Consider the following 24,117-nt stretch of genomic DNA (forward strand, 5'->3'; position numbering starts at 1 on the left):
GGTTCCGCCGCTCACACCAGCGCCGCCTCCCGTTGCTCCCCCTGCCCCACCTTGCCCGAAAACTCCCGGGCGGCCAGCGGCAGTTCGATCGCCGCGCTGAGGCCGCCCTCCGGCCGGTTCTCCAGAGTGAGCCGCCCGTCATGGGCCTCCACGATCGCTTGGACGATGGACAGGCCCAGCCCGAAGCCGCTCGCGTCGTTGAGGTTGCGGGCGCGGTCGCCGCGCACGAAGGGCTGGAGCATCGCCTCCCGCTCCGCGTCGGGGATGCCGGGGCCGGAATCGATGACGCAGACGCGCACGCCCCGGCCCGCCCCCTCCATGGCGAGGCGCGCCTGCCCGCCATACTTCACGGCGTTGTCCACGAGGTTGGTGATCGCCCGCTCCAGCTCGTCCGGGTTGCCGCGCACCAGGACGTGGCGGCTCCGCTCCACGCTCACCGGGGCTCCGATGTCGGTGAAGCCGTCGCAGACGGTCTGCACCACCGAGGCGAGGTCCACGAGGCTGTGGCTGCCCGCGTCGCGCACCTGCCCGTCGCGGACGAAGGAGAGCGCCGCCTGCACGAGGCCGTTCATCTGGTCGAGGTCGCGCAGCGTCGCCGCGCGGGCGCCCTCGTCCTCGATGAACTCCGCCCGCAGGCGCAGGCGGGTGATCGGAGTGCGCAGGTCGTGGCTGATGGCGGCGAGCATCTGCGTGCGGTCGTCGATCAGGCGGCGGACGCGGGCGCGCATCCGGTCGAGGGCGCGGGAGACGGCCAGCACCTCCTCCGGCCCGGATTGCGGCAGGGCGACGTGGTCGTCGCGGGTGCCGAAGGCCTCCGCCGCTCCCGCCAGGCGCGCCAGGGGGGCCGTGAGGGCGCGGGCCGCCCAGACGCAGAGCAGCGCCAGGGTGAGGGCCAGGAACACCACGGTGAAGATCAGAGCGCCCTGCCGGGGCGGGCGCAGGGGATCGTCCGTGAGGGTGGCGCGGAACCGCGCCCCGTTGCCGGTGGCGATGCCGACGTAGAGGTTGTCGTTGGTGCTGTCCGGCTTGAGGTTCGTCACCGTCACCGGCCGCCCGGCGGCGCCGCGCAGGCGGCGGATCACCGCCCGGTCGGGGGCGGGCTTGGCGTCCGGCGGCGCCACGCCGTCCCAGGGTTCCACCTCCACCAGGGGCAGGGAATGGGCGCCCGCCGCGATCAGCGCCGGGCGCACGGCGGGGTCGGCGGCATCGAGGAGCCGGGCCAGCACGCCGACGCGGGCGGCGGCGACGCCCGGCAGGGTGTCGGGGTTCTGCGGCTCGTGCAGCAGGAAGAAGGCCGTGGTGGCGACCACGTGGGCCACCGCGATGCCGGCCACCACGAGGAGCGCGATCTGCGCCGCGACGCTGCGCGGGCGGAGCCGGGCGCGGAGGGCCGCGAGGGTCATGACCGCGTGACCTCCGGCGTGAACAGGTAGCCGCCCGAGCGGATGGTGCGGATGTATTCGGGGTTGCGCGTGTCCCGCTCGATTTTCTGGCGAATGCGGGAGACCAGCACGTCGATGCTGCGCTCGAACGGCCCGGCCGCCCGCCCCTGCGTCAGATCGAGGAGCTGGTCGCGGGACAGGACCCGCCCCGGCCGCAGGCAGAGGGCGTGGAGCAGGTCGAACTCCGCGCCCGTGATCGAGACCCGCGCGCCCTCAGGGCTGAGGAGCTGGCGGAGGGAGATGTCGAGCGTCCACCCGGCGAAATGCAGGCGCTTGCGCTCGTCGGTGTCGGGCGCCTCGGCCCCGACCCGGCGCAGGATCGCCCGGATGCGGGCGAGCAGTTCCCGGGGGTTGAAGGGCTTGGCGAGGTAGTCGTCGGCCCCGAGTTCGAGCCCGAGGATGCGATCCACCTCCTCCGACTTCGCCGTGAGGATCAGAATCGGGATCTGCGAGGTCTCGCGCAGCCGCCGGCACAGGGTCAGGCCGTCGTCGCCGGGCAGCATCAGGTCGAGGACGATGAGGTCGATCCGCCCCTCGGACAGCGCCTTGTCCATCTCGCGACCGTCGCCCGCGAGCGTCACCCGGCAGTCGTTGCCGCGCAGGTAGCGGGCGACGAGGGCGGAAATCTCCCGGTCGTCCTCCACGACCAGGATGTGGGGCGTGGCGGGAGCGGTCATCGTGATGTGGTCATGGCGTGGATCGGCGAGCGTCATTGCCCGATTATGGCTGTTCCCGTCGACTATTCGAAGATCGGGGAGGGAACCATTTTGTAAACCGGTGTTTCCAGCCCCGGGACCTGAGCAGGGGGAAGCCGGGGATGACACGCACCCGCATCGCGCCGCAGCCGCCGGAGCTGGCCTCGCCGTGGCGGACCGACGCCCGCGCGGCGCTCCAGGCCGAGGCGCGCAATTTCGCCCGCGACACGGTCCTGCCCCTGGCGGACGAGCTCGACCGGCACAAGGCCGAGATGCCGCGCTCGCTCATCGCGGCGATGGCGGATCGCGGCTGGTTCGGCATCACCATCCCGAAGGAGCATGGCGGGATGGGGCTCGGCGTGTTCGAGTACTGCCTCGTCTCGGAGGAACTCGCCCGGTCCTGGCTGTCCGTGGGGTCGATCCTCGCCCGCGGGCAGGGCCTCGGCACGCAGACCCTCGACCCCGACCGCCGGGCCGACCTCATGCGCCGCTCGGCGATGGGAGAGTGGATCGGTTCGATCTCCCTGTCCGAGCCCACGGCGGGCTCCGACCTCGCGGGCGTCTCGACCCGCGCGGTGCGCGAGGGCGACACCTGGATCCTCACCGGGCGCAAGCGCTGGGCGGGCTTCGCCAAGGGCGCCCACTTCATCGAGGTTCTGGCCCGGACGCGCGACCCGGAGCCCGGCGAATCGCGCTCGGCCGGCCTCGAGCCGTTCCTCGTGGTCAAGGAGCCCGGCACGTTCCCGAAGGGGATGCAGGGACGGGTGATCGACAAGATCGGCTACCACGGCTTCGAGACCTTCGAGCTCGACCTCGACGGCGTCCGCGTGCCGGAGAGCGACCGGCTGACCGGCCTCTACGGCGACCAGGGGGCCGACGCCGATTCCGGCGGCTTCGCGGCGGTCCAGCGCGGCCTCAACATCGCCCGCGTCCACACGGCCGCCCGCGCCGTCGGGGTGGCCCGGGCGGCGGTGGAGGATTGCCAGCTCTACCTGCAGGAGCGCGAGCAGTTCGGCCACCCGATCGGCGATTTCCAGGCCCTGCGCTTCGCGCTGGCCGACATGGCCGCCGAGGTGGCGCAGGGGCGGGCCTTCTGGCAGCAGGTGGCGCACCTCCTCGACCTCGGCGAGCCCGCCGAGGCGGAATCGGCCATGGTCAAGCTCACCACGACCGAGATGGCGGTGCGGGTGACGAACCAAGCGATGCAGCTCCACGGCGGCAACGGCTACACCACCGAGCGCCGGGTGGAGCGGTACTGGCGGGACGCGCGGCTCACCACGATCTTCGAAGGCACCAGCGAGATCCAGCGCCGGATCGTCAGCGACCGGATGCTGCCGCGCCCGTAAGCGCTCCGCCGCCCTGCCCTGCCTCGCCCCGACCCGTGCGGCGAATCGTCGAGCCGGACTCCACGGGGCGCTCCGCCCGGCTAACTCCGCCGTGGTGGATCGCCCGGCCCGTGCCGTGGCCGCAACCGGAAGTCTCGTGTCAAAGCCCATCAGCGACTACGCCATCGTCGGCGATACCCATTCCTGCGCCCTGATCGCCCGCGACGGCTCGATCGACTGGCTGTGCTGGCCGCGCCACGATTCGCCTGCCCTGTTCCTCAAGCTCCTCGACGACGACAAGGGCGGCTCCTGCGCGATCCGGTGCGAGGGCCTGACGGACACGCGCCGCCGCTACCGGCCCGAGACCAACATCCTCGAGACCACCTTCGTCACCCGCACCGGCCGCGCCGTGCTCACCGACGCGATGCCGGTGAACCCGCCCTCCCCCGAGCCCGACGAGGGACCCGACGGCGAGGGTGAGAGCCGCCTCGTCCGCCTGCTGACCTGCGAGGAGGGCCTCGTCGAGGGGCGCTTCACCGTCCGCCCGACCTTCGATTACGCCCGCCGGGCCTGCGTGCCGGTGGCGGCGGCCTGCTCCGTGCTGTTCGAGGCGGGGGATTGGCGGCTGCGGGTCAACGCGGCGACTTGCCCCGAGATCGAGGGGGAGACCGCGACCGTGGCCTTCCGCCTGGAGGCCGGGCAGACCGCCTACCTCGTCCTGACCCACGGCGAGGACACCGAGGGCGCCGCGATCGAGGATCTGGCCGGCGCGGAGCGGCGGATCGCGACCACCGAGGCGTACTGGCGGCGCTGGAGCGGGCGCTGCACCTATCGCGGCCCCTACCGGGATGCGGTGCTGCGCTCGGCGCTGTGCCTGAAGCTCCTCACCTATTCGCCCTCCGGCGGCATCGTCGCGGCGGCCACCGCCGGCCTGCCCGAGGCGGTGCCGGGCAACCGCAACTTCGATTACCGGTTCACCTGGATGCGGGACGCCGCCTTCACGGTGACGGCCTTCGTGATGCTCGGCTACGTCCGCGAGGCGTCCGAATTCCTGCGCTTCCTGCGGGAGCGGGACCCGACCTTCGGCCGCGAGACCCGCCTGATGTACGGCGTCTGCGACGACATCCCCCCCGAGGAGGCCCTCACCCACCTCGCCGGCTGGAGCGGGACTGGCCCGGTTCTGATCGGCAACGCCGCCGAGACCCAGGACCAGCACGACATCTACGGGGAGTTGATGCACGCCCTGTGCGTCTTCCTGGAGGCCGTGGACTACGATCCGCCCGAGAGGGTGAACGACCGCCTGCCGACGGTGCTGCACAACCTCACGGAGCGGGCGCTGCGCCACCGGAACGACGCCGACAACGGCATCTGGGAACTGCGCACCGGGCCGCGCCAGCAGTTCCACACCAAGGCGATGATCTGGGTGGCCCTCACCAACGCCGCGCGCATCGCACGCCGGATCGAGGGGATCTCCGGGGAGACGATCGCCTCGTGGGAGCAGGCTGCCGCCGAAGTCCGCGCCGAGTACCTCGACAAGGGCTGGAGCGAGGAGCACGGCGCCTTCACCGGCGCCTACGGCTCCCACCACCTCGACGCGGCGGTGCTGCGGGCCGCCCTGTTCGGCGCCGTCGATCCCGCCGATCCGCGCCTGCGCTCCACCCTCGCCGCCATCGAGCGCGACCTCGGTGCGGGCGACCTGATCTACCGCTATCGGATGGAAGACGGGTTCGAGGGCGAGGAAGGGGCCTTCACCGCCTGCGCCTTCTGGCGGATCGGCTGCCTCGCCCTCGACGGGCGGACCGCGGAGGCCAAGGCGGCCTTCGAGCGGATGGTCGCCCGGGGCAACGATGTCGGGCTCTTCGCCGAGGAGATCGACCCCGCCACCGGCGAGCAGCGGGGCAACACCCCGCAGGGCTTCTCCCACATGGCCCTCATCAACGCCGCCCTGCGGCTCGATGCGGCCATCGACCGGTTCGGCCTCTGCGGCGGGGCCGGGACGGAGGACCGGGCCGAGGACCGGTCCGGGCTCGGGGCCGAACCGGTGCCGAGGGCGGCGGAGTGAGCGCCGCCCTCTTTCTCACGCCTTGAAGGCGGGCGGCTTGCGGTTCACCCGCGGCGCGGGACGCACCGGCTGGATGGCGGGATCGGGCTTGCGCTCGAAGATGCGCTTCAGCCGCTCCTGGAAATCCTCGGTGGTGACGGTTTTCGAGGAGCCGAAATTCGGGGTGCGGGCCATGGCGTGTCTCTCGGATCTGTGCCGAGAGCGCAAAGGACGCTGCCGGATCATTCTCTTACCGCGCTGCGGCCGCATAATACGAGTATTAAAATTCGAAAGTTTACCGGCGATCGACTTGTTTTTCGGGCGCCCTTGCGAAATTTTCCAGCCGGGACTAAGGTAATGTCATCGGTACGTATCCGGATGTTTTGGGCCGTAACTCCTTCGCAGGGCGGTTCTCTCACTCCCATCGCTATCGGTTGACCCGACGCTTCGCGGTAACGCGGCGGCGTTTTCTCTTTGTATGCCTGCGAAGATCGAGACTTTATCCATGGCGACCGGTACCGTGAAGTGGTTCAACACGACCAAGGGCTTCGGCTTCATTCAGCCTGAGGATGGCGGCCAGGACGTGTTCGTCCACATCTCCGCCGTCGAGCGGGCTGGCCTCGGCACCCTGAACGAGGGCCAGCGCGTGTCCTACGAGCTGGAGACCGACCGCCGCAGCGGCAAGCAGGCCGCCGGGCAGCTGCGCGCCGCCTGATCGGCGCGAGGCCACGACGATGATGGAGCCGCCCCGCTTCGGGGCGGCTTCTGCGTTTCTGAGACCGGAGATCACGTGAGCTTTCACAACAACCAAGGCCTGACCGACCGACTCGATGCCGCGGCGAAGGCCCGGTCCGACATGCTGGCCCGCTTCCGGGCCCGTCCGGCCGCCGACGATCCGGCGGTGATCGCCCGCGAGGCCGAGCGCCGCGCCATCATCGAGGCCCGCGAGGTCCGTGCCGCCGAGCGGGCGGAACAGCAGCGAATCGCCCGGGAGCGGGCGGAGGCCGAGGCGGAGGCCGAACGGAAGGCGACGGAGGAGCGCCTCCTCGCCGAGCGCCTGGCCGCGGAGGAGCAGGCGGTGGCCCGCCAGGCCGAACTGAAGGCCCAGCGCGACGCGCGCTACCTCGCCCGGAAGGACAAGGCAAAGGCGAAGGCCCAGCGCCGCTGATCCGCGGCAGTCCCCGCCGCCGCGCGGGGACTGCCCGGTACCCTGGTCGGCGTCAGGCCGCGATGGCGACGTCTGCGTCGGCGGACTTGCCGGGGCGGCCGCGGCTCGCCCGGAATTCGGCCATGAGCGCCACGTCGAGATCGGCCAGCACCGTCTCCGGCACCGCCGGGGCGGCGGGCTTGCCCCGCTCGGCGCGGAACCAATCGAGGATCTGGCCCGGCAGGACGTCGAGGATCGCGCCGACAGGATCGGTGCGCCGGGCGTCCGCCGCCGTCGGCGCCGTCGTCTCCAGGTCCGGTGCGGTGTCGCGCTGGGCCGCCAGGGCCTCGCGCCACGCCGCATCGTCGGCCAGTCGCTGCCGCTCAGCGGCCTCGCGGGCCGTGGCCTCGGCCAGGATCGCCCGGGCCGCCTCGCGGGCCTCGTCGCGCGCCGCCTCGGTGTCGAAGCGCGTCAGCAGCGCGATCACGGTCCGGATCTCCGGGCTGTCAGAAGCTTCGCAGACGGCGAGGGTCTGCGCGATCATCCGGCGGGACAGGGCGGGCCCCCGGGCCGTTCCGGCGGGCATCCGGCGGCCTGTCTCCCACCACGCGGCCAGCACGGCCTGCACCGCCGGGAGCAGCGCGTCCGGCAGGCCGGACTTGCGGTGCAGGGCGGCGTAGGACCGCGGATCGCGCATCGCCCGGGAGACGCTGGCGTGATCGAGGCCGGACAGGTCCGCGAAGGCGTTGCAGGCGAACTCGATCTGCCCCGACAGGATCGCCCGGAGGATCAATCCCGCATTGAGCTGCCGGGTGGCGCGCAGGTATCTCACGAGGCGCGCCGTCGCCGCCGCGCCCGAATCGGCGCAGACGTCGAGGGTCGCGCGCTCCGCGATCTCCCGGTTCATCCGCTCGCACCGTGCCTCGCCGATCCACCCCCGGTCCAAGGCGAAGCGCGAGAGGGCGCGCGTCAGGGCCAGGGCGATGGCGTGGCGCGCCTCGGGCGGCAGGTCGTGCCGGGCCAGCAGCGCCTCGCGCAGGGACGCCTCGTGCCCGAAGCGCTCGATCATGCGCAGCACGCGGCCCCCTGTCATGCGGGCGGTCGGATTGCCCGCCAGTGCCACCAGGGTGTCGAGGTCGGCGATTTCCGCGAGGGCGCCCGACACGGCGGGGGTGAGGTGGTGCCGCCGGGCGATCACGTGCCGGGCCAGCTCCTCCCCGAGGGCGGCGGCCTCCACGAGGTCGGCCTCGGTGAGGACGGGGGAGCGGGCGAGGATCGGCTCGGCCACCTCGAAGGAATCGCAGGACAGGGCCACCACGAGGGGCCGGGGCGTCCGGGCGGAATCGGCGCAGGCCTCGGCCAGCGCCCGCCGCACCACGGGGGCGGGGTCGTCCAGCAGGGTCAGCAGGGCCGTCTTCGCCTCCCAGGCGGCCTCCTCGTCGAGGGTGCCGTAGAGGTAGGCGCGGGCGAGGGCCGCGGCGGCCTGGGCCCGGCGGTCGGCAGGGGCGTTCACGGTCGAGGCCAGGAACTGGCGGATGATCATGGACGCCTTGATCGTCGGCCTCTCTCTCATGGAGCCCTCCTGAGCGCGTCGGGTCTGGCTGCGGCGAACCGGGGTGCGTCGAACAGCGTGGTCGAAAGGCGCGCCGTCGCGAATTCCACCGGGCGGCGGGGCGGCAGCGGCGCGTGCACGAGGGCCGGCCCGGCGGGTGTCGCGGGGAGGGCGAGGGAGCCCGTCGTCGCGGGGCCGTCGTCGGGATCCGCCGAGGCGACCTGCACGGGCCGCTCCGTCGAGGCGGAGTCGTCCGAGCGGGGGAAATACGAGAGCGCCGGGCGGGCCGGGGCGGAGGCGGTGACCCGGCTCTGCAGGAGGCGCGCGGTGGCGTCGGTGGCGGCGGGGCGCCGCTCCGTCTGGAACAGGCTGCGCAGGTCGCCGCCGCCGCCGAAGGCCGCCGCCGTCACCGGCGCGGCGGGTGTCGCGGTCGCGGAGCCCGACAGGCCGCCGCCGTCCTGGCGCAAGAGGGGCGACGTGATGGCCGGTGGGGCCGCCGCCGTCTGGGACTGCGCCGCGGCCGACAGGCTCGCGTAGAGTTCAGCCGAGGTCTTGGGCCGCCCGCTGCGGTCGTAGAACAGGCCGTGGTTGGCGGCGGCCGCCTCGGGCAGGTCGAGGGCGGCGCTGCGCTCGGGGAAGGTTCTGGCGTTGGCGATCAAGCTCGCGGCACCCTTCGCGCCGAGGACGTGGGCGGCGTAGAGGTCTCCCGCCGTCGGCTCGCGGCCGAGCGCCGCCTCCAGCGCCTGGGCGTTCTTCTGGGTCAGCGCCCCGGCCAGCACCGAGGCGACCTTCGGATCGCGCCGCAGGTCGAGGATCGCCTGTCGCTGGGCGGTGTCGGGGACGGTGTAGCTGCCGTCGGGCTGGCGGGCGATGGCGTTCGCCTCGGCCTGGAGCCCGAGCTGCGGCCCGGCGCTCTTGAGCGTGCCGAGCCACGTCTGCTCGATGAACTGGAACAGCCCCGTGGCAGAGGAGGTCGGGGCCTTGGCCGAGGGGTCGAGGGAGGATTCCCGCCGGGCGGTGGCGAGGAGATAGTCGAACCCGACGCCGGTGGCGCTCGCCCCGTCGCGGATCGCCTGCACGACCGGTGCCGGCGCCTGGCGTACGATCGCCGGCGGTTCGGGAGGCTCCGGCGGGGCGGCCGTCGTGGTGAACAGGAACATTCGGGCACGGGCACGGGTGAACGACCCGGTAACCCTGCCCCGCCCATGGTAAACAAAGTCGTAAGAGTGACGGGGACTTAACCTGCACCGTAGGTTGCAATATTCGGCCTAAATCCCGTTCCGGGAGTGTGGTCCTCAAGGGTATCGGGAAGCCAAGTGACCCGGCCGGCCCCTGCACGCTTGGCCGGACGATATTTCCTCCACCCCTCCCCCTCATCCTGAGGTGCGACGCCGCCGCCTCGAAGGAGGCCTTCATGGATCACGGCGATGTCTGGAGGGCTCCTTCGAGGCCCGCTCACGCGGGCACCTCAGGATGAGGCCGGCGATTGGGACGAACCGGCCTTTGGCCGGCCCCCTACGACCCCGTGAACTCTCCCGCACCCTTCGGCCGCCGCATGGTGAAGCGCTGATCGGGGGTGATGTGGAAGTAGTCGAAGTAGCCGCCGCGCATGATTGGATGCATCGCCGCCGTATCGACCATCCCGTCCGCGACGAACCGCTCGTCCACGTAGATCGAGACGACCTGCCCGATCACGAGGAAGTCCTTCGCCTCGCCGCCGTCGAGGGGGGTGATCGGCACGGTCTGGAGCCACCTGCATTCGAGGGCGGCGGGGGAGGCCGCCACCCGGGGCGGGCGGACCTTGGCGGACGGCGCGGTCTCCAGGTTGGCGAAGGCGAACTCGCTCTCGCCCCGCGGCAGGGGCGCGGACGAGTCATTCATGCCGTCGCGCAGGTCCCAGGTGGCGAGGCTGCACACGAACTCGCCGCCCTCCTCGGCGAAGGTCATCGCGTCCTTGCGGCCCGTGGAGGAGAAGGCCACCATCGTCTCGCCCACCGCGTTGAAGAACGAGTAGGGCGCGAGGTTCAGGCGCCCGGCCTTGTCCATGGCGCTGATCCAGCCGATCGGCCGGGGGGCGACGATGGCCTTCAGGGGGCTGTGGGGCAGGCTGCGCCGGTCCCGGGGGAGATCGAAGTCGTACTGCACGGGGGGCCTCAGAGGTAGGTCACGATGTCGGCGAGCGCCGGGCGCGGCCGGTCGGAGGGCACCTCCCGCGCGCGGCCGATATGGATGTGCCCGGCCATCCGCTCCTGGGGCGCGAGGCCCAGCGCGTCGAGCACCCGGCGGTCGTAGCTGTGCCACTCGGTGAGCCAGGAGGTGGCGTAGCCCATGGCGTTGGCGGCGATGACGAGGTTCATGGCGGCGGCGCCGGCGGAAAGCACCTGCTCCCATTCCGGGATCTTCACATGCGGTCCCGCCCGGGAGACCAGGGCCACCACCACCGGCGCGTGGGCGAGGCGGCGGCGCTCCTGCTCCAGCCGCTCCCCGCTCGCCTCGGGGTTGTCGGCCCTGAAGGTGGCGGCGATGATCTCGCCGACGCGGGCGCGCGCCTCCCCCTGGATGACGAGGAAGCGCCAGGGCGCGAGCTTGCCGTGGTCCGGCACCCGTGAGGCCGCCGCGAGGATGGTCTCCAGTTCCTCGCGCGAGGGCCCCGGCCCGTCGAGGAGCGGCGGCGGCACCGAGCGGCGGGTCCGCAGGAGGTCGAGGGTGGCGGTCATGCATCCCGTCCGCGAGAAAAAGACGTCGCAGGGATGTGGCACGGGCGGTCCCGGCTTGGAAGGGCGCGGGCGCCGCGCCTTGCGGTCGCCACGGTCCGGCGGCACAGGAGGGGCGTCGAGCGAGGATTCGGTGAGGATGAGCGCGGTCTGGCGTTGCAGGATGCGGCGGGTGGCGGGGCTTTGCGGGGCGGCGGCGCTGCTGCCGGGCTTCGCGCTCGCGCAGAACGTCCTCGTTCAGCCCGGCACGGGCACGCCGATGCTCACGCCCTCCGTGACGAGTCCGGTCCTGCCGCCGGCCATGCCCCCCGCCGAGCCCGACGCGCAACTGTCCCTGTCGGCCTTGCTCGCGGGGCCGGGCGTCCCCCTGCAGGACGGCCTGACGTGGCGGATCCTCGACGATCGGGGCGAGGGCGCCCGGCCCTCGATCGTGGCGCGCTCCACCGAGGCGGAACCGCGCTTCACCCTGCCGCCGGGGGCCTACGTCGCCACCGTCACCTACGGCTTCGCCAGCGCGTCCAAGCGGATCGTGCTGGGCGGCCAGTCGGCCACGGATACCCTGCGGGTGGCGGCCGGCGCCCTGCGCCTGTCGGGCGCCGTGGGCGACGTGAAGATCCCGCAGGATCAGGTCACCTTCTCGGTCTTCGTGCCGGTGGGGACCAACTCGGAGGGCCGCCTGGTGCGCTCCAACCTCCACAGCGGCGACCTGCTGCGCCTGCCCGAGGGCACCTACCACGTGGTCTCCACCTATGGGGAATCCAATGCGATCCAGCGCGCCGACCTGAAGGTCGAGAACGGCAAGATCACCGAGGCGACCCTGAACCACCGGGCCGCCACCGTCACCCTGAAGCTCGTCGCCCAGGCGGGGGCGGAAGCCTTCGCGGGCACGGCCTTCTCTGTCCTGACGCCGGGCGGCGACACGATCCGCGAGGCGATCGGCGCCTTCCCGCAGGTGACGCTGGCGGAGGGCGATTATGTCCTCATCGCCCGCCACGACGGACAGGTCTTCAGCCGCGAGTTCAAGGTGGAGAGCGGCCTCGACCGCGACATCGAGGTCGTGGCCAAGGCCGACGCGACCCAGCCCAATTGAGAGGCCGGGAAACCCGCGCCGCAGCGGGCCGTTTGGTTCCATGTTCCGCGAATTAACATTTCACGGAGGGGACGGAACGAACCGCGCGTCTTCCTCATTCCCCGCCGCCTGATTCGGGCGGTTGGAGGTTTTCATGCGTCGTCTCGTCCTCGCCACGCTCGCTGCCGCGATGCTTGCCGGTCCCGCCCTGGCCGCCGAAAAGAACGCGGTTCCGCCGACCTCGGCGCCGAAGTTCGTCAATGTGCCGCAAGACTCGGTGCTGAGCTACAACCTCATCGGCCTCAACATGACCGATGCCGAGAACAACACGGTGGGTGAGATCAAGGATCTCGTGCTCGAGAACCAGAAGCTCACCGGCTACATCGTCTCCGTCGGCGGCTTCCTTGGCATGGGCGAGCGCTACGTCGTCGTCTCGCCGGACTCCGTGGCGCTGGGCTACGACGCCGACGCCAAGAAGTGGAAGGCCATCATCGGTGCCAGCAAGGACCAGCTGAAGTCCGCGCCGGAGTTCAAGTACGAGGGCAAGTTCAAGCGGTAAGGGTCTCGGGGGTTCGACGGGCATCGCCTCGTTGGACCCCCTCGTGAAGTTGGGCGAAAAGGGAGTGGCGAATAGCGAATAGTTTTAAGTTGACGCATGATCGTCACGACACAACGCCATTCGCTCTTCGCCCTACCCTTCCTTCTCCGCCGAGCGCAGCAGTTCGCCCGCCACGTCCGAGAGCTTCGGCGGCTCGATCCGGACGAAGGGGAGCGGGCGGCAAACGGCCAGCGCCGCGAGGCCGAAGCGGGCGGTCATCAGGCCGTTCAGCACGCCCTCCCCCAGCTTGGCCGAGACGCGGGCGGCGAGGCCCAGCCCCAGCACCTGCTGGATCATGCTTTCGCCCACCGCCATGCCCCCCGTCACGGTGAGATGCGCGAGCGCCGAGCGGGCGAGGCGCAGGAAGCCGAGGAAGCCCGGCCGCCCGCCGTAGATCGCCGCGATCCGGCGCAGGAGCCGCACGGCGGCGAACAGCACGAAGGCGACGTCCACGATGGCCCGCGGGCTCAGCGCCGTCACCGCCGAGACCTGCTTGGCCGCCGTCGCGACGGCGTTGCGGGCCTGCCGGTCGAGGTCGGCGAGGAGTTCGCGCTCGGCGAGCCCGATCCGGTCGTCCACATCGAGGATGGCGTCCGCCGTGGCGTCCAGGCGCGCCCGGGCGGAGGCCAGCGCCCCCCGGTCGGCATAGAGGGCCGAGACCTCCCTCACGACGCCCATGGCGGCGCTGTGGTCCCGGGCGGCGATGGCGTCGATGGCCGACTGGCGAAGGCGCTCGATCCGCTTCTCCCGGCGCAGGCCCGCGAGTTCCCGGCCGAGGATCGCCGCCAGCGCCACCAGGGCGACGGCCAGGAGCGCGAGGGCGACCCAGCCGAGCCAGGGCGCGGCCTGGAACAGATCGGTGATCATTCGCTCGATGGACAGGCCGACCCCGAGGGAGACGAGCCCGCCCGCCGCCGACCAGAACAGCGCCCCCCAGGGCGAGCGCCGCCTCGGCGCCACCGGCACGGGCACGCCGTCGGCGGCATCGACGATCTCGAAGGGCTCCTCCACGATCACCGGGGTGGACGTGGCCCGCTCCGGCGGCGGCGCGAAGCCGGCAGCCGCGGGTGGCTCCGGGGAGAGGCGGAAGGCGCGGGGCTTCTGGCCTGAGGTCATGGGTGGGGGTCCATACAAGCGCCATCCGTCATTGCGAGCGCAGCGAAGCAATCCAGGGCAGCGGGACGTCTCGGAGCGTGGCGCATCCCTGGATTGCTTCGCTGCGCTTGCGATGACGGGAGGGAAGTGGCGCTCACAGCCGGTCCCCGATCAGGAACTGCATCGCCCGGTCCAGCCGGATCTGCGGCAGGTGGCCGGGGCGGCCGAGGTGGTCGGGGCGGATCAGCGGCGGCCGGAAGCGGGGGAAGCGCAGCGAGCCGGGCTCCACCGCGCCCTCCAGCACCGCCTCGGGCCGCTCGGGCAACTCGCCGGGGAAGATGGCCGCCTCGCTCGATCCGTCGAAGGTCTCGTCGCCGACGACCTCCCCGGCCTCCGGCGTGCCCGCCACCGCCCGCAGCACCGCCCCGCCGTCGTGGACCGTGGTCTCGCGGGTCGCCCGGACGGAGGCCAGCGCCACCGTCCCGACGCGCGCGCCCGCCGCTTCCGTCCGGCGCATGGCCCGCGAGACGAGGAGGCGCAGGAGGGCGTCGAGCCGGTCGTGGCTGGTCTGGTGCAGGTGGTCGGCCTTGGTGGCGGCGAACATCACCCGGTCGGCCCGGGGGGCGAAGAACCGCGAGAGCAGGGAGTTGCGGCCGATGTTGAGGCTGAGCAGCACCGTGTCGAGGGCCTCCTCCAGCTCGGCCAGCGCCGTCGGCCCGGCATCGACCGCCGAGAGGACGTCCACCAGCACGATCTGCCGGTCCACCCGCTGGAAGTGGTCGCGGAAGAAGGGGGTCACGACCTTCGCCTTGTACGCCTCGAAGCGGCGCTGCATCAGCCCGGCGAGGCTGTCGGGGGCGATGGTCTCGGGCAGGCGGTCGAGGGGGGCGAAGGTGAGCGCCGGGGAGCCCGCGAGGTCGCCGGGCATCAGGAAGCGCCCCGGCGGCGTCGTGGCCACCGATTCGGGTCCCGCCCGGAGGGCCGCGAGATAGGTCTTGAAGGCGTCGCTCGCCCGCTCGGCCACCACCTCGTCGAGGGGCCCCGCCGGATCGAAGCCCTGGAGGGCGGCGAGCCAGGGCGCCGCGACGGCGGCCCGGCCGGGCCGCCTCGTGCCCGCGATGGTCGAGCGCGACCACGCGACGTAGTCCGTCTCGATGAGGGCGAGGTCGAGGAGCCACTCGCCGGGATAGTCCACCACGTCGAGCATCAGGGTGGCCGGGCCCGAGCGCCAGCCGGCGGCGCGCTCGTAGGCGATCTCCAGGCGGAACTGGCTGATCCGGTCGGTGGAGCGCGGCCACGCCCGGGCCTGCGTCAGCGTCGCGAAATGCTCCTCGAAGGGGAAGCGAGGCACGTCGTCGTCGGGCTGGGGCACGAGGCGCGCCCGGCGCAGCCGCCCCTCCTGCGCGACGGAGAAGGCCGGCAGGGCATGGGTCTCCACGAGGTGGTGGATCAGCGCCGTGGTGAACACGGTCTTGCCGGAGCGGGCGAGGCCCGTCACCCCGAGGCGGAGCGTCGGCTGGACGATCAGGTCCTGGGACGCCTCGGCGAAGGCACGCAGGGCCGAGCCGGCGCGGGAGGTGAAATCGGTCAGGGGTGGGGGCACGGGCCGGGATCGTCCGGAAGGGAGGGGCGGGCGTGAGGTGGCGCGGGGGAGGCGCGGGCGCAAGGGGCCGATACGCCCGCCATGGGCCGGCGGGAATGTCAGGGGGCGCTCGCAGCCTGCCCCGATCCCTCCTGCGCCAGCCGGCCGATCGCCCCCGCCACGAGGTCGGGCGAGGCCCGGAGCGTCCCGAGTTCCACCGCCGACATCGCCAGCATGACGGAAGCGAGGTTCGGCAGCGGCGCGCCGTCCGGGCCGAACAGGTGGAGGTCGTCGTCGGGCTTCACGCCGACGCTGGCGGCGATCCGCCCCGCATAGGCGCGGATGCGGGTCTCGTCCCCGGCACAGAGGGGGGCGGGCAGGCGCAGGTCGAGGACGGGCAGCCCCGCCGCGATGGCCGGCAGGAGGGCCGATTCGGCGACCATGTGGTCCGGGCTCGGCACCCGGCGGCGGTCGAGCAGGGCCGCCGGGTCGTCGGCGCCGCGCAGGGGCCTGGCTGCGGGTTGCGTGGTGGACGGCGTGAGGCCCGCCGCGATGTCGCCCACCGGGCGCGGGGCGCTCACGGTCGGAATCGCCCGCGCGCCGGGCCGTGCGCGCGGGCGCCCGGCCAAGCGGGCGAGGGGCGACCAGGGCTGGATCCGCAGGGCTCCGGCCCGGCCGCTCCGGGCCGCGGCGACGCGGGGCACGCCGCCGGGCCGGTGCCGGGCGAGGAAGCGGGCGCGCAGGGTCCGGCCGATGCCCCTCGGCGCGAGCCCCGCCGGAACAGCCGCCGCGGCGGTCCCGCCGCCACCCGGCGAGGCGACCCGGCATTCGGAGGGCGCCCAGCGCCGGACGATGGCCAGCGCGCTGCGGCGTCCGTAATCGCGGTAGTAGCGCCGCAGCAGATGTGCGGCGGCATCCGCCCCGTCGGCCAGCGTCGCGAAGGCGGTGTGCCCCTCCCCGTCCGCGCCGATCTCCCCCGGCCACTTGGCCGACTTGATGCACCAGCCGTTGTTCAGCCGCACGCAGCGGGCGACGTAGGGCGGATCCTTCGCGAGGCTCGCGGTGAGGGCCAGCGCCCGGGGCCGCAGCCCGGCGGCGGTCTCCCCATGCCAGTTCGACACCGCCCGGCCCGGGGCGTCGAAGCGCGGCGGCTCGGCGGGGGCGGTGGCGGCCGGGAGCGGAGGCAGGGCACGCAGGAGGGCGGCGGCGCGCTGCTCGGCCGCCGTGGTCAGGGTCATCACAAGCGCGAGGGCGCTCAGCAGCACGGGGGGCGGCCTTCGCGGACGGCGCAGCGATCTCCCCCCTCCTCCCTGCGGGGAGGGATAGGGGTGGGGGTCGTGCAGAGGGCACCGGAGAGCCTCATCCGGCACCACCCCCACCCCTGGCCCCTCCCCACGAGGGAGAGGGGGATGCGTCGCGGTTCCTCCGCGTTGCGGTCGTTCACGGATTCAGCAAACGCAGCGCCGCCTCGTGCAGCCGCGGATCCCCGGCGGCGACGATCCGCCCTCCCCCGGCGGCGGACCCGCCGTCCCAGGTCGTGACCCGGCCCCCCGCCCCCTCGATGATCGGGATCAGGGCGCAGATGTCGTAGGGCTTCAGCCCCGCCTCGATCACGAGGTCGATCTGCCCGGCGGCGAGCATGCAGTAGGCGTAGCAATCCGCCCCGTAGCGGGAGAGGCGCACGCGCTCCTCGACGGCGCGGAAGCGCTCCGCCTCCTCGCCGGCCGCGAACAGGCGGGGATCGGTGGTGGCGAGGAGCGCCTGGGAGAGGTCGGCGCAGCGGCGCGTGCGCAGGGTGCGCTCGCCCGCCGGGCCGCGCAGGCGGGCGGTGCGTCCGTCGCCGGTGAAGACCTCGCCGAGATAGGGCTGGTGCATCAGCCCGCGCACCGGCACGCCGTGGCGGGTGAGCCCGATGAGGGTGCCCCAGGTGGGCAGGCCGGCGATGAAGGCGCGGGTGCCGTCGATCGGATCGAGCACCCAGACGCATTCCGCATCCCCGCGCTCCGTGCCGAACTCCTCGCCGAGGATGCCGTGGCCGGGGAACGCCTTGGCGATCATCGCCCGCAGCACCACCTCCGCCGCCCGGTCGGCCTCGGTGACGGGATCGAAGGGCGAGCCGCCCCGCGCCTTGTCCTCCAGGGAGAACTGGGCCCGGAAGAAGGGCATGATCGCCTTGCCCGACCCCTCCGCGAGATCGTCCATGAACCGGCCGAGTTCGACGACGCTCATGGCACTTCCCTCCGTCCGGCCTCGAGCCGACGGGGAGACGAAGGCAATCCGGTGGGCGCCGCGTCAAGTCCCCTCCCGTCGATGGGGCGGGCGCGAGGGCTGTCTTCCTCACGCGCCCTGTCCGAGGGCAGCGGGAAGGGGCGGTCCCGCCGCGGCGGGCGCGGACGCGGCCTCCTGGGCGGACGCGGCCTCTTGGGCGGGCGCTGGCTCCGCCGCGGCCCGGTCGAGGACCGCCTCCACCGCCTCGCGCAGGGAGTCGGCCCGCAGGTCGGCGTCGAGGATGAGGCTCGGGCGGCGCTCGTCCAGCAGCCACAGGCCCGCCAGGATCGGCACCTGCGGCCGGTGCTGCCGCAGGCGGCCGATCAGGCGGTTCAGGTGCTCGGGCTCGCCGCCATAGGCGACGGAGACGACGCAGACGAGGCGCGTCTCCCCCGGCTCGAACCGGGCAAGCCGGCTCGAGGCGGTGTCCGCGAAGGGCACGATCCGCGTGCCGAGCCCGCGCTTGGCCAGGATCTGCGCCAGGATCGCGGCGGCGGCGGCATCGAGGAAGCCCCGCCCCGAGACGCAGAGCACCGCCCCCTCCTGCGTCCACGCCCCGGGCAGGGACGAGGGCGCGGGCACGAGGGGGAAGGGGCTGCACGCCTCCTCGCCCTCGCAGCCGTCGCGGCGCGCCGCGTCCGTGGCCGCACCCTTGCCGGCACCCTTGCCGGCGTCCTTGCCGGCGTCCTTGCCCGCCTCTCCCGTCGGCGCGTCGCCCCGGTCGGCGAGATCCTCGATCAGTTCCGCCAGGGTGCCGCGGATGGCCCCCTTCTGGGTCGGGGTGAGAACGCCCCGCGCGGCGTCCCGGGCGGCGAGTTCCAGCGCCTTGAGGACCACGTCCTCGTAGTACGAGGACAGGGAGCAGTGCTGGAGGATCAGCTCGGCGTGGCCGAGCACCTCCTCCGAGTCGCCCGCCAGGATGCGCTGGTAGAAGTTCTGCACCGGCGTGAGGGCGGGCCTGTCGCCGAACAGCACGTCGAGGAACTCCAGGTGCTCGACATGGCGCCCGAGCACGACGAGGCAGGCGGTGAGCGGCGTCGAGAGCAGGAGCCCGACGGGCCCCCAGAGCCACGTCCAGAACAGGGCCGAGACCAGGACGGCGGTGGGTGAGAGGCCGGTCGACTGGCCGTAGAAGATCGGCTCGATCACCTGCCCCGTCAGGGGTTCGAGGATCAGGAACAGGATCGCCGTGGCGATGGTCATGTTCCAGCCGGGCTCGATCGCCGCCGCGAGCATCATCGGCAGCAGGGCCGAGAGGAAGGCACCGAGATAGGGCACGAAGCGCATGAGCGCCGAGACGATCCCGCACAGGACGGGGTTGGGCACGCCGATCAGGTAGAGGCCGATCCCGATCACCACGCCGAAGGCCGTGTTGAGGGCGACCTGCGCGACGAAGTAGCGGGACAGGCGCCGGGCCGCGTCGTCCATGGCCACGGTGGTCCGGTGCAGGTCTCGGGAACCCGCGAGGCGGATCAGCCGGTCGCGCAGATCCTCCCGCTGCATCAGGACGAAGAGCAGCACGATGAAGACGATGCCGGCGGTGGTCAGCGGCTGGATCACCGGCGAGAGCAGAGTGCTCGCCGTCTCCACCGGGCTCGGCGGGCTCGCCGCCATCTCCACCAGCATCGGCTTGCGGTCTTCGGACGGACCGGCGGACTTCGTTTCGGGCTTGATGTCGGGCTTGGCCTTCGCGTCCGGCTTCGCGGCGGGGGGCGGCGCGGGCTTGGCCGCCGGATCCGCCTCCTTCTGTCCCTCCGTGCCGCCGTTGCCGGCGCCGTGGATCACGCGGCCGATATTGGCGACGTAGTCGGTCATCCGCCCGACGGGGCTCTCGCGCAGGTTCTCGAGCTTGCGCTCGATGGTGGCGCGGTAGCGCGGCACGTCGTTCATCAGGTCCGCGGCCTGGACGCCGATCAGGGTCGCCAGCGCCCCGACGATGCCGAGGGTCAGCAGCACGGTGAGGCCGACCGCCACGAGGCGCGGCAGGCGCCAGCGGCGCAGGTAGTTCACGAGCGGCCCGAGCACGAAGGACAGGAGCAGCGCGATGGCGATCGGGATGAAGATCTCCCGGCCGAAATACAGCCCCGCCACGAGGATCGCGGCGACGACGAGGGGCGAGGCGAGTGCCGCGCGTGGTGTCTCGGCGGCGGCGACGCGGGTCGGCCGTGGGATGATCGAGGGCCTTCCCGTGCCGGGAACCCCGGTGCTCCGCCTGACCATGCCCGCCTGATACCCCTCCGCGAGGCGGCGTGTGGCGCCAACCTCGGCCGCCCGGTGCGACGGACGGGGAACGGACCGGGAAGGAGATTCGATCCCGTCGCGACTCACACCATCACGGGCATCGCCCCCTGCTCGCCCACGCCGAAGACCCGACGGTAGCGGGCGATCTCCTCGGCGGGGCCCTGTGCCTTGGTCGGGTTGTCGGAGAGCTTCACGGTGGGGTGGCCGTCCGCGTCCATGACCTTGCAGACGATGGAGATCGGATCGAGCCGCCCGTCCGGGATCAGGCCGCGGAAGTCGTTGGTCAGCAGCGTGCCCCAGCCGTAGCCGAGGCGCATCCGCCCGTGGAAACGGGCGTGGATGCGCTCGATCTCCGCGATGTCGAGCCCGTCGGAGAAGATCGCGAGCTTGTCGCGCGGGTCGCGCCCGTGCTCCTGCCAGAAGCGGATCGCCTCCTCGCCCCCCTCGATCGGGTCCTTCGAGTCGATGCGGATGCCCGTCCAGTCGGCCACCCAATCGGGCGCGTTCGCGAGGAAGCCTGTGGTGCCGTAGGTGTCGGGCAGGACGACCCGGAGGTTGCCGCCGTAATCCTCCTGCCAGTCGGCGAGCACCGCGTAGGGCGCCGCCGCCAGGCCCGCGTCGTCGGGGGCGAGGGCCGCGTAGACCATGGGCAACTCGTGGGCGTTGGTCCCCACCGGCTCGACCTCGCGCTTGGCGGCGATGAGGCAGTTCGAGGTGCCGAGGAAGCGCGGCTCGCCCAGGCCCTCGGCCATGGCCTGCACGCACCAGTCCTGCCACAGGAAGCCGTGGCGCCGCCGCGTGCCGAAATCGGCGATGGAGAGGTCCGGCAGGCGCTGGAGCCGCTCGATCTTCTCCCAGACCCGCGTCATGGCGCGGGCGTAGAGCACCTGCAGCGCCAGCTTGCCCATGCCCCGCAGCACCGCCCGCGCCCGCAACTCGTTGAGGATCGCGAGCGCCGGCACCTCCCACAGCGTGGTCTCGACCCAGGGGCCGTGGAAGGTCAGCTCGTACTGCCCGTCCCGCGTGGCGAGTTCGTACTCCGGCAACTGGAAGGTTTCGAACCACGAGACGAATTCGGGGCCGAGGATCCGCCCCTGGCCCCGGAAGACGTTGCCCCGCAGCCACGTCACCTCGCCCTTCGAGAGGCGCAGCGAGCGGGCATGGTCGAGCTGTTCCCGCAGCAGCCCCGCATCGACCTCCTCCGCGATCCGCACCCGCGCCGAGCGGTTCGTGATCCCGAAGGTTGTCTCCACCCGCGGATGCCGCCGCAGGATCGTCTGCGCCATCAGCAGCTTGTAGAAATCCGTGTCGAGCAGCGACCGGATCACCGGATCGATGCGGAAGCTGTGGTCGTAAACCCGCCTCGCCAGATCGAGCATTTTATTGGGACTTCGGGTCGCGCCGGGGGAAAGGGAGGGCGCATCGTTTCCGCCGTCGCGTCAACGGGGGCGGAGGCTTATCCTCAGTCCTCACCGTCATTGCGAGCGGAGCGAAGCGATCCAGGGATGCGATGCGTTCGGCGGCGGCCCGCTGCCATGGATCGCTTCGCTCCGCTCGCAATGACGCAGGAGACACGACGAAAAAGGGCGGCGGCCGTGCCCGGCGCGCCGCCCCCTCGTCATCCGTCTCGAAAACTCAGCTGAGCTTGACCTTCTCGGTCTCGGTTTTCGGGCTCTCGCCGGTGAGCGCGGCCTTCACGGTGCCGTAGAGGTGCAGCATCGTAGCATTGGGGCTGTCCCAATACTCGCCCTTCTCGGGGCAGACGCGGATCAGGGCGACCTCGGGGTCGTCCTTGCCGTTGGGGAACCACGTCTTGAGGCTGGTATTCCACTTCTGGTCGATGAGCGCCTGATCGCGGATCACCTCGGCCTTGCCGGCGACCGACACGTAGTTCTGGCTCGACGGATCGGAGTAGGCGAGGTTCACCTGGTTGTCCCGGCTGATCTCGGCGGTCTTGGGCGAGTGCAGCTTGGTGAAGAACCACAGGTCGCCGTTCTGGTCGATGTCGTTGTTCCACATCGGGCGGCTGTTGAGCGTGCCGTCGGAATCGACGGTGGTCATCATCGCGACCTTCACGTCCTTGATCAGGTCGAACAGCTTCTCGGCGCCCTCGTGGTCGCGGTGGTTCTGGTGCACGGCGCAACTCCTGCCTCTGCGCCGGGCCGCCATGGAGCGGCCCGGCTCGGATTCGCCTCGACAACGGGCGAAGCTCCGGTTGGTTCAGGCTGCGCGCGAGGGTGGTGTTTCGCGGGCGCACGTATAGATGGAGGCGGAACGAACTCGGAGCCTGCGACCTTGGCCATCACCCGCGACGACGTGCTGCGCGCCCTGCAATCCGTGACGATCGACGCCGCCGGCACCACCCTGCCCGGCTCCGGCCGCCTGTCCCAGGTGGTGGTCGATCCGAACAACCGGGTGATGTTCTCGATCCTGGTCGATGCCTCCGAGGCCGAGCGCTTCGAGCCTGTGCGGCGGCAGGCGGAGGGCCGCGTGCTGCAGATGCCCGGCGTCTCCGGCGTCTTCGCGAGCCTCACCTCGGAGCGCGACACCAGCCATCCGGCCCAGAGCAGCGCCGCGCCGCGCCCTGTCTCCCCGCCCCCCGTCGCCCCGCCCCGGCCCGGCGCCCCGCCGCAGCAGGGTCCGAAGCTGCCGGGCGTGCGGCACATCGTGGCGGTGGCCTCCGGCAAGGGCGGCGTCGGCAAGTCCACCACCGCCTGCAACCTTGCGCTGGCCCTCCAGGCGCAGGGGCTGAAGGTCGGCCTCCTCGACGCCGACATCTACGGCCCCTCGGTGCCGAAGCTGTTCGGCCTCACGGGCAAGCCCACCGTGGTCGATAACAAGGCCATGGAGCCGATGGTCGGCTACGGCCTCAAGGTCATGTCCATCGGCTTCCTGATCGAGCCCGAGGCGGCGATGATCTGGCGCGGGCCGATGGTCCAGTCCGCCATCACCCAGATGCTGCGCGACGTGCTCTGGGGCGAACTCGACGTGCTCCTCGTGGACATGCCCCCCGGCACCGGCGACGCCCAGCTCACCATGGCCCAGGCGACCCCGCTCTCCGGGGCTGTGATCGTCTCGACCCCGCAGGATCTGGCCCTGATCGACGCCAGGCGCGGCGTGACGATGTTCAAGAAGGTCGCGGTGCCGATCCTCGGCATCGTCGAGAACATGGCGACCTTCGTCTGCCCCCAATGCGGCCATGCCTCGCACATCTTCGGCCATGGCGGAGCTCGGAACGAGGCGCAGCGCCTCGGCGTGCCCTTCCTCGGCGAGGTGCCCCTGAACATGACGATCCGCGAGACCTCCGACGCCGGCCGGCCCGTGGTGGCCACCGACCCGGAGGGCCCGCAGGCCAAGGTCTACCGCGAGATCGCCGCGGCGCTCTGGGCGAACCTGTCGGGCGCGCCGGCGGGCCGGGCGGCGCCGAAGATCGTGATCGAGTAATCGTATCGTGACACGGCGCGCCTTCCCCTCTCCCCGCCTGCGGGGAGAGGCCTGCATGGACCTCGCCGTCCATGCAGGAGGCGTAGGCGAAGCCGTAGCGTTGGTGAGGGGGCTCACGGGATGAGGCCTCTTCGGCTGCCCCCCTCACCCCCGGCTGCCGCCGCGCTTCGCCCCCGACAAGGGGGGCTCAGCCCTCTCCCCGCACGCGGGGCGAGGGCATGACGCGCGCCGAGTGGCCGGGATGGCACTGATCCTCGGCCTGATTCTCGCCGGCGGCCTCGGGCGGCGAATGGGCGGGGTGGACAAGCCCCTGTTGCCGCTCGGCGGCGCGCCCATCCTGTCCCGGATCGCGGCACGTCTGCGCCCGCAATGCCCGGCGGGGCTGGCGCTCAGCGCCAACGGCGACCCTTCGCGCTTCTCGAGCGTGTTCGACGGGCCGGTCCTGCCCGATTCCCTGCCGGGCTCCCTCGGGCCGCTGGCGGGGATCCTCGCGGGGCTGGAGCACGCGGCGGGCCTGCCCGGCGTAACGCATGTGCTCAGCGTGCCGGGCGATGCCCCGTTCCTGCCGGGCGACCTCGCGGCGCGTCTGGCCGCGTCGCTGGGCGCGAGCCCCATCGCGATGGCGGCATCCGGCGGACGGGACCACTACACGGCGGCGCTCTGGCCGCTGGCCCTGCGGGACGACCTGCGGGCGTGGCTGGAGGCGGGCGAGCGGCGGGTCGGCGCCTTCATTGCCCGGCACGGGGCGGCCGTGGAGGAGTGGCCGATCGAGCCGGTGGACTCGTTCATCAACATCAACACGCCGGAGGACCTGTCACGCGCGGAGGCGTGGCTGCGCAGACGGACCTAAGCATTCACGCCGTCATTGCGAGCGGGGTTCCTCTCCCCGCATGAGGTGCGGGGA

22 protein-coding genes are annotated in these 24,117 nt (G+C 72.4%); 8 read left to right on the top strand and 14 right to left on the bottom strand.

Annotation, left to right across the window (positions count from 1 at the left end; translation table 11 throughout):
• Window positions 1-11: 11 nt before the first annotated feature.
• Window positions 12-1,403, bottom strand: a complete 1,392-nt coding sequence (locus MFF06_RS05665) for an ATP-binding protein (RefSeq protein ID WP_238202044.1) — start codon at window positions 1,401-1,403, stop codon at window positions 12-14.
• The gene (locus MFF06_RS05670) at window positions 1,400-2,119 is read right to left on the bottom strand and encodes a response regulator (protein WP_238202045.1); all 720 of its coding nucleotides are present in this window, start codon (window positions 2,117-2,119) and stop codon (window positions 1,400-1,402) included. The genes MFF06_RS05665 and MFF06_RS05670 overlap by 4 nt, the downstream gene beginning before the upstream one ends.
• A 140-nt stretch (window positions 2,120-2,259) precedes the next feature.
• On the opposite strand from MFF06_RS05670, the gene MFF06_RS05675 reads away from it, so the two are divergent.
• Window positions 2,260-3,483, top strand: a complete 1,224-nt coding sequence (locus tag MFF06_RS05675; RefSeq protein ID WP_238202046.1) for an acyl-CoA dehydrogenase family protein — start codon at window positions 2,260-2,262, stop codon at window positions 3,481-3,483.
• A 136-nt stretch (window positions 3,484-3,619) separates the two neighbouring features.
• Window positions 3,620-5,524 carry a glycoside hydrolase family 15 protein gene (locus MFF06_RS05680; RefSeq protein ID WP_238202047.1) on the top strand — a complete coding sequence of 635 codons (1,905 nt, stop codon included), beginning with the start codon at window positions 3,620-3,622 and terminating at the stop codon, window positions 5,522-5,524.
• 15 nt (window positions 5,525-5,539) lie between these two features.
• Here the strand turns inward: MFF06_RS05680 and MFF06_RS05685 are convergent, their stop codons facing one another.
• Window positions 5,540-5,698, bottom strand: coding sequence for a hypothetical protein (locus MFF06_RS05685; protein WP_238202048.1), 159 nt, complete (start codon window positions 5,696-5,698; stop codon window positions 5,540-5,542).
• A gap of 310 nt (window positions 5,699-6,008) precedes the next feature.
• On the opposite strand from MFF06_RS05685, the gene MFF06_RS05690 reads away from it, so the two are divergent.
• Both MFF06_RS05690 and MFF06_RS05695 read left to right on the top strand, forming a co-directional pair.
• Window positions 6,009-6,218 carry a cold-shock protein gene (locus MFF06_RS05690; protein ID WP_238202049.1) on the top strand — a complete coding sequence of 70 codons (210 nt, stop codon included), beginning with the start codon at window positions 6,009-6,011 and terminating at the stop codon, window positions 6,216-6,218.
• Window positions 6,219-6,293: 75 nt separating this feature from the next.
• The gene (locus MFF06_RS05695) at window positions 6,294-6,671 is read left to right on the top strand and encodes a DUF6481 family protein (RefSeq protein WP_238202050.1); all 378 of its coding nucleotides are present in this window, start codon (window positions 6,294-6,296) and stop codon (window positions 6,669-6,671) included.
• 52 nt (window positions 6,672-6,723) lie between these two features.
• On the opposite strand, the gene MFF06_RS05700 is transcribed toward MFF06_RS05695, so the two are convergent.
• The 4 genes from MFF06_RS05700 to MFF06_RS05715 form a co-directional block, all read right to left on the bottom strand.
• On the bottom strand, window positions 6,724-8,223 hold the full coding sequence (locus MFF06_RS05700; RefSeq protein WP_238202051.1) for a DUF2336 domain-containing protein: 1,500 nt from the start codon (window positions 8,221-8,223) through the stop codon (window positions 6,724-6,726).
• Entirely contained in the window at window positions 8,220-9,362 is a 1,143-nt protein-coding gene (locus tag MFF06_RS05705) for a lytic transglycosylase domain-containing protein (protein WP_238202052.1), read from the bottom strand. The genes MFF06_RS05700 and MFF06_RS05705 overlap by 4 nt, the downstream gene beginning before the upstream one ends.
• Window positions 9,363-9,717: 355 nt before the next feature.
• Window positions 9,718-10,347 (bottom strand): flavin reductase family protein, encoded by a 630-nt coding sequence (locus tag MFF06_RS05710; protein WP_238202053.1) that lies wholly within the window; start codon window positions 10,345-10,347, stop codon window positions 9,718-9,720.
• A gap of 8 nt (window positions 10,348-10,355) precedes the next feature.
• The gene (locus MFF06_RS05715) at window positions 10,356-10,919 is read right to left on the bottom strand and encodes a nitroreductase family protein (RefSeq protein WP_238202054.1); all 564 of its coding nucleotides are present in this window, start codon (window positions 10,917-10,919) and stop codon (window positions 10,356-10,358) included.
• 136 nt (window positions 10,920-11,055) lie between these two features.
• Here MFF06_RS05715 and MFF06_RS05720 point away from each other — a divergent pair, with 136 nt between their 5' ends.
• A complete protein-coding gene (locus tag MFF06_RS05720; protein ID WP_238202055.1) occupies window positions 11,056-12,006 on the top strand; it encodes an RgsD C-terminal domain-containing protein in 951 nt (316 codons plus the stop codon).
• Window positions 12,007-12,139: 133 nt separating this feature from the next.
• A complete protein-coding gene (locus tag MFF06_RS05725; RefSeq protein WP_238202056.1) occupies window positions 12,140-12,544 on the top strand; it encodes a PRC-barrel domain-containing protein in 405 nt (134 codons plus the stop codon).
• A gap of 132 nt (window positions 12,545-12,676) precedes the next feature.
• On the opposite strand, the gene MFF06_RS05730 is transcribed toward MFF06_RS05725, so the two are convergent.
• The 7 genes from MFF06_RS05730 to MFF06_RS05760 form a co-directional block, all read right to left on the bottom strand.
• Window positions 12,677-13,699, bottom strand: a complete 1,023-nt coding sequence (locus MFF06_RS05730) for a YcjF family protein (RefSeq protein ID WP_238202057.1) — start codon at window positions 13,697-13,699, stop codon at window positions 12,677-12,679.
• 133 nt (window positions 13,700-13,832) lie between these two features.
• Window positions 13,833-15,281, bottom strand: coding sequence for a YcjX family GTP-binding protein (locus MFF06_RS05735; protein WP_238202058.1), 1,449 nt, complete (start codon window positions 15,279-15,281; stop codon window positions 13,833-13,835).
• Between the two features lie 98 nt (window positions 15,282-15,379).
• Entirely contained in the window at window positions 15,380-16,525 is a 1,146-nt protein-coding gene (locus MFF06_RS05740) for a hypothetical protein (protein WP_238202059.1), read from the bottom strand.
• A gap of 175 nt (window positions 16,526-16,700) precedes the next feature.
• Window positions 16,701-17,489: a histidinol-phosphatase gene (gene hisN, locus MFF06_RS05745; RefSeq protein WP_238202060.1), complete on the bottom strand. Its 789-nt coding sequence runs from the start codon at window positions 17,487-17,489 to the stop codon at window positions 16,701-16,703.
• Between the two features lie 108 nt (window positions 17,490-17,597).
• Window positions 17,598-19,748 carry an AI-2E family transporter gene (locus MFF06_RS05750; protein ID WP_238202061.1) on the bottom strand — a complete coding sequence of 717 codons (2,151 nt, stop codon included), beginning with the start codon at window positions 19,746-19,748 and terminating at the stop codon, window positions 17,598-17,600.
• A gap of 104 nt (window positions 19,749-19,852) precedes the next feature.
• Window positions 19,853-21,148: a nicotinate phosphoribosyltransferase gene (locus MFF06_RS05755; RefSeq protein WP_238202062.1), complete on the bottom strand. Its 1,296-nt coding sequence runs from the start codon at window positions 21,146-21,148 to the stop codon at window positions 19,853-19,855.
• Window positions 21,149-21,404: 256 nt separating this feature from the next.
• Entirely contained in the window at window positions 21,405-21,905 is a 501-nt protein-coding gene (locus MFF06_RS05760; protein ID WP_238202063.1) for a pyridoxamine 5'-phosphate oxidase family protein, read from the bottom strand.
• Window positions 21,906-22,064: 159 nt separating this feature from the next.
• Here MFF06_RS05760 and apbC point away from each other — a divergent pair, with 159 nt between their 5' ends.
• On the top strand, window positions 22,065-23,213 hold the full coding sequence (apbC, locus tag MFF06_RS05765; RefSeq protein ID WP_238202064.1) for an iron-sulfur cluster carrier protein ApbC: 1,149 nt from the start codon (window positions 22,065-22,067) through the stop codon (window positions 23,211-23,213).
• A gap of 241 nt (window positions 23,214-23,454) precedes the next feature.
• On the top strand, window positions 23,455-24,063 hold the full coding sequence (gene mobA, locus MFF06_RS05770; protein ID WP_238202065.1) for a molybdenum cofactor guanylyltransferase MobA: 609 nt from the start codon (window positions 23,455-23,457) through the stop codon (window positions 24,061-24,063).
• Window positions 24,064-24,117: the final 54 nt, after the last annotated feature.

Origin of the sequence: Methylobacterium aerolatum (assembly GCF_022179085.1) — a bacterium.
GTDB classification, from domain to species: Bacteria; Pseudomonadota; Alphaproteobacteria; order Rhizobiales; family Beijerinckiaceae; genus Methylobacterium; species Methylobacterium aerolatum.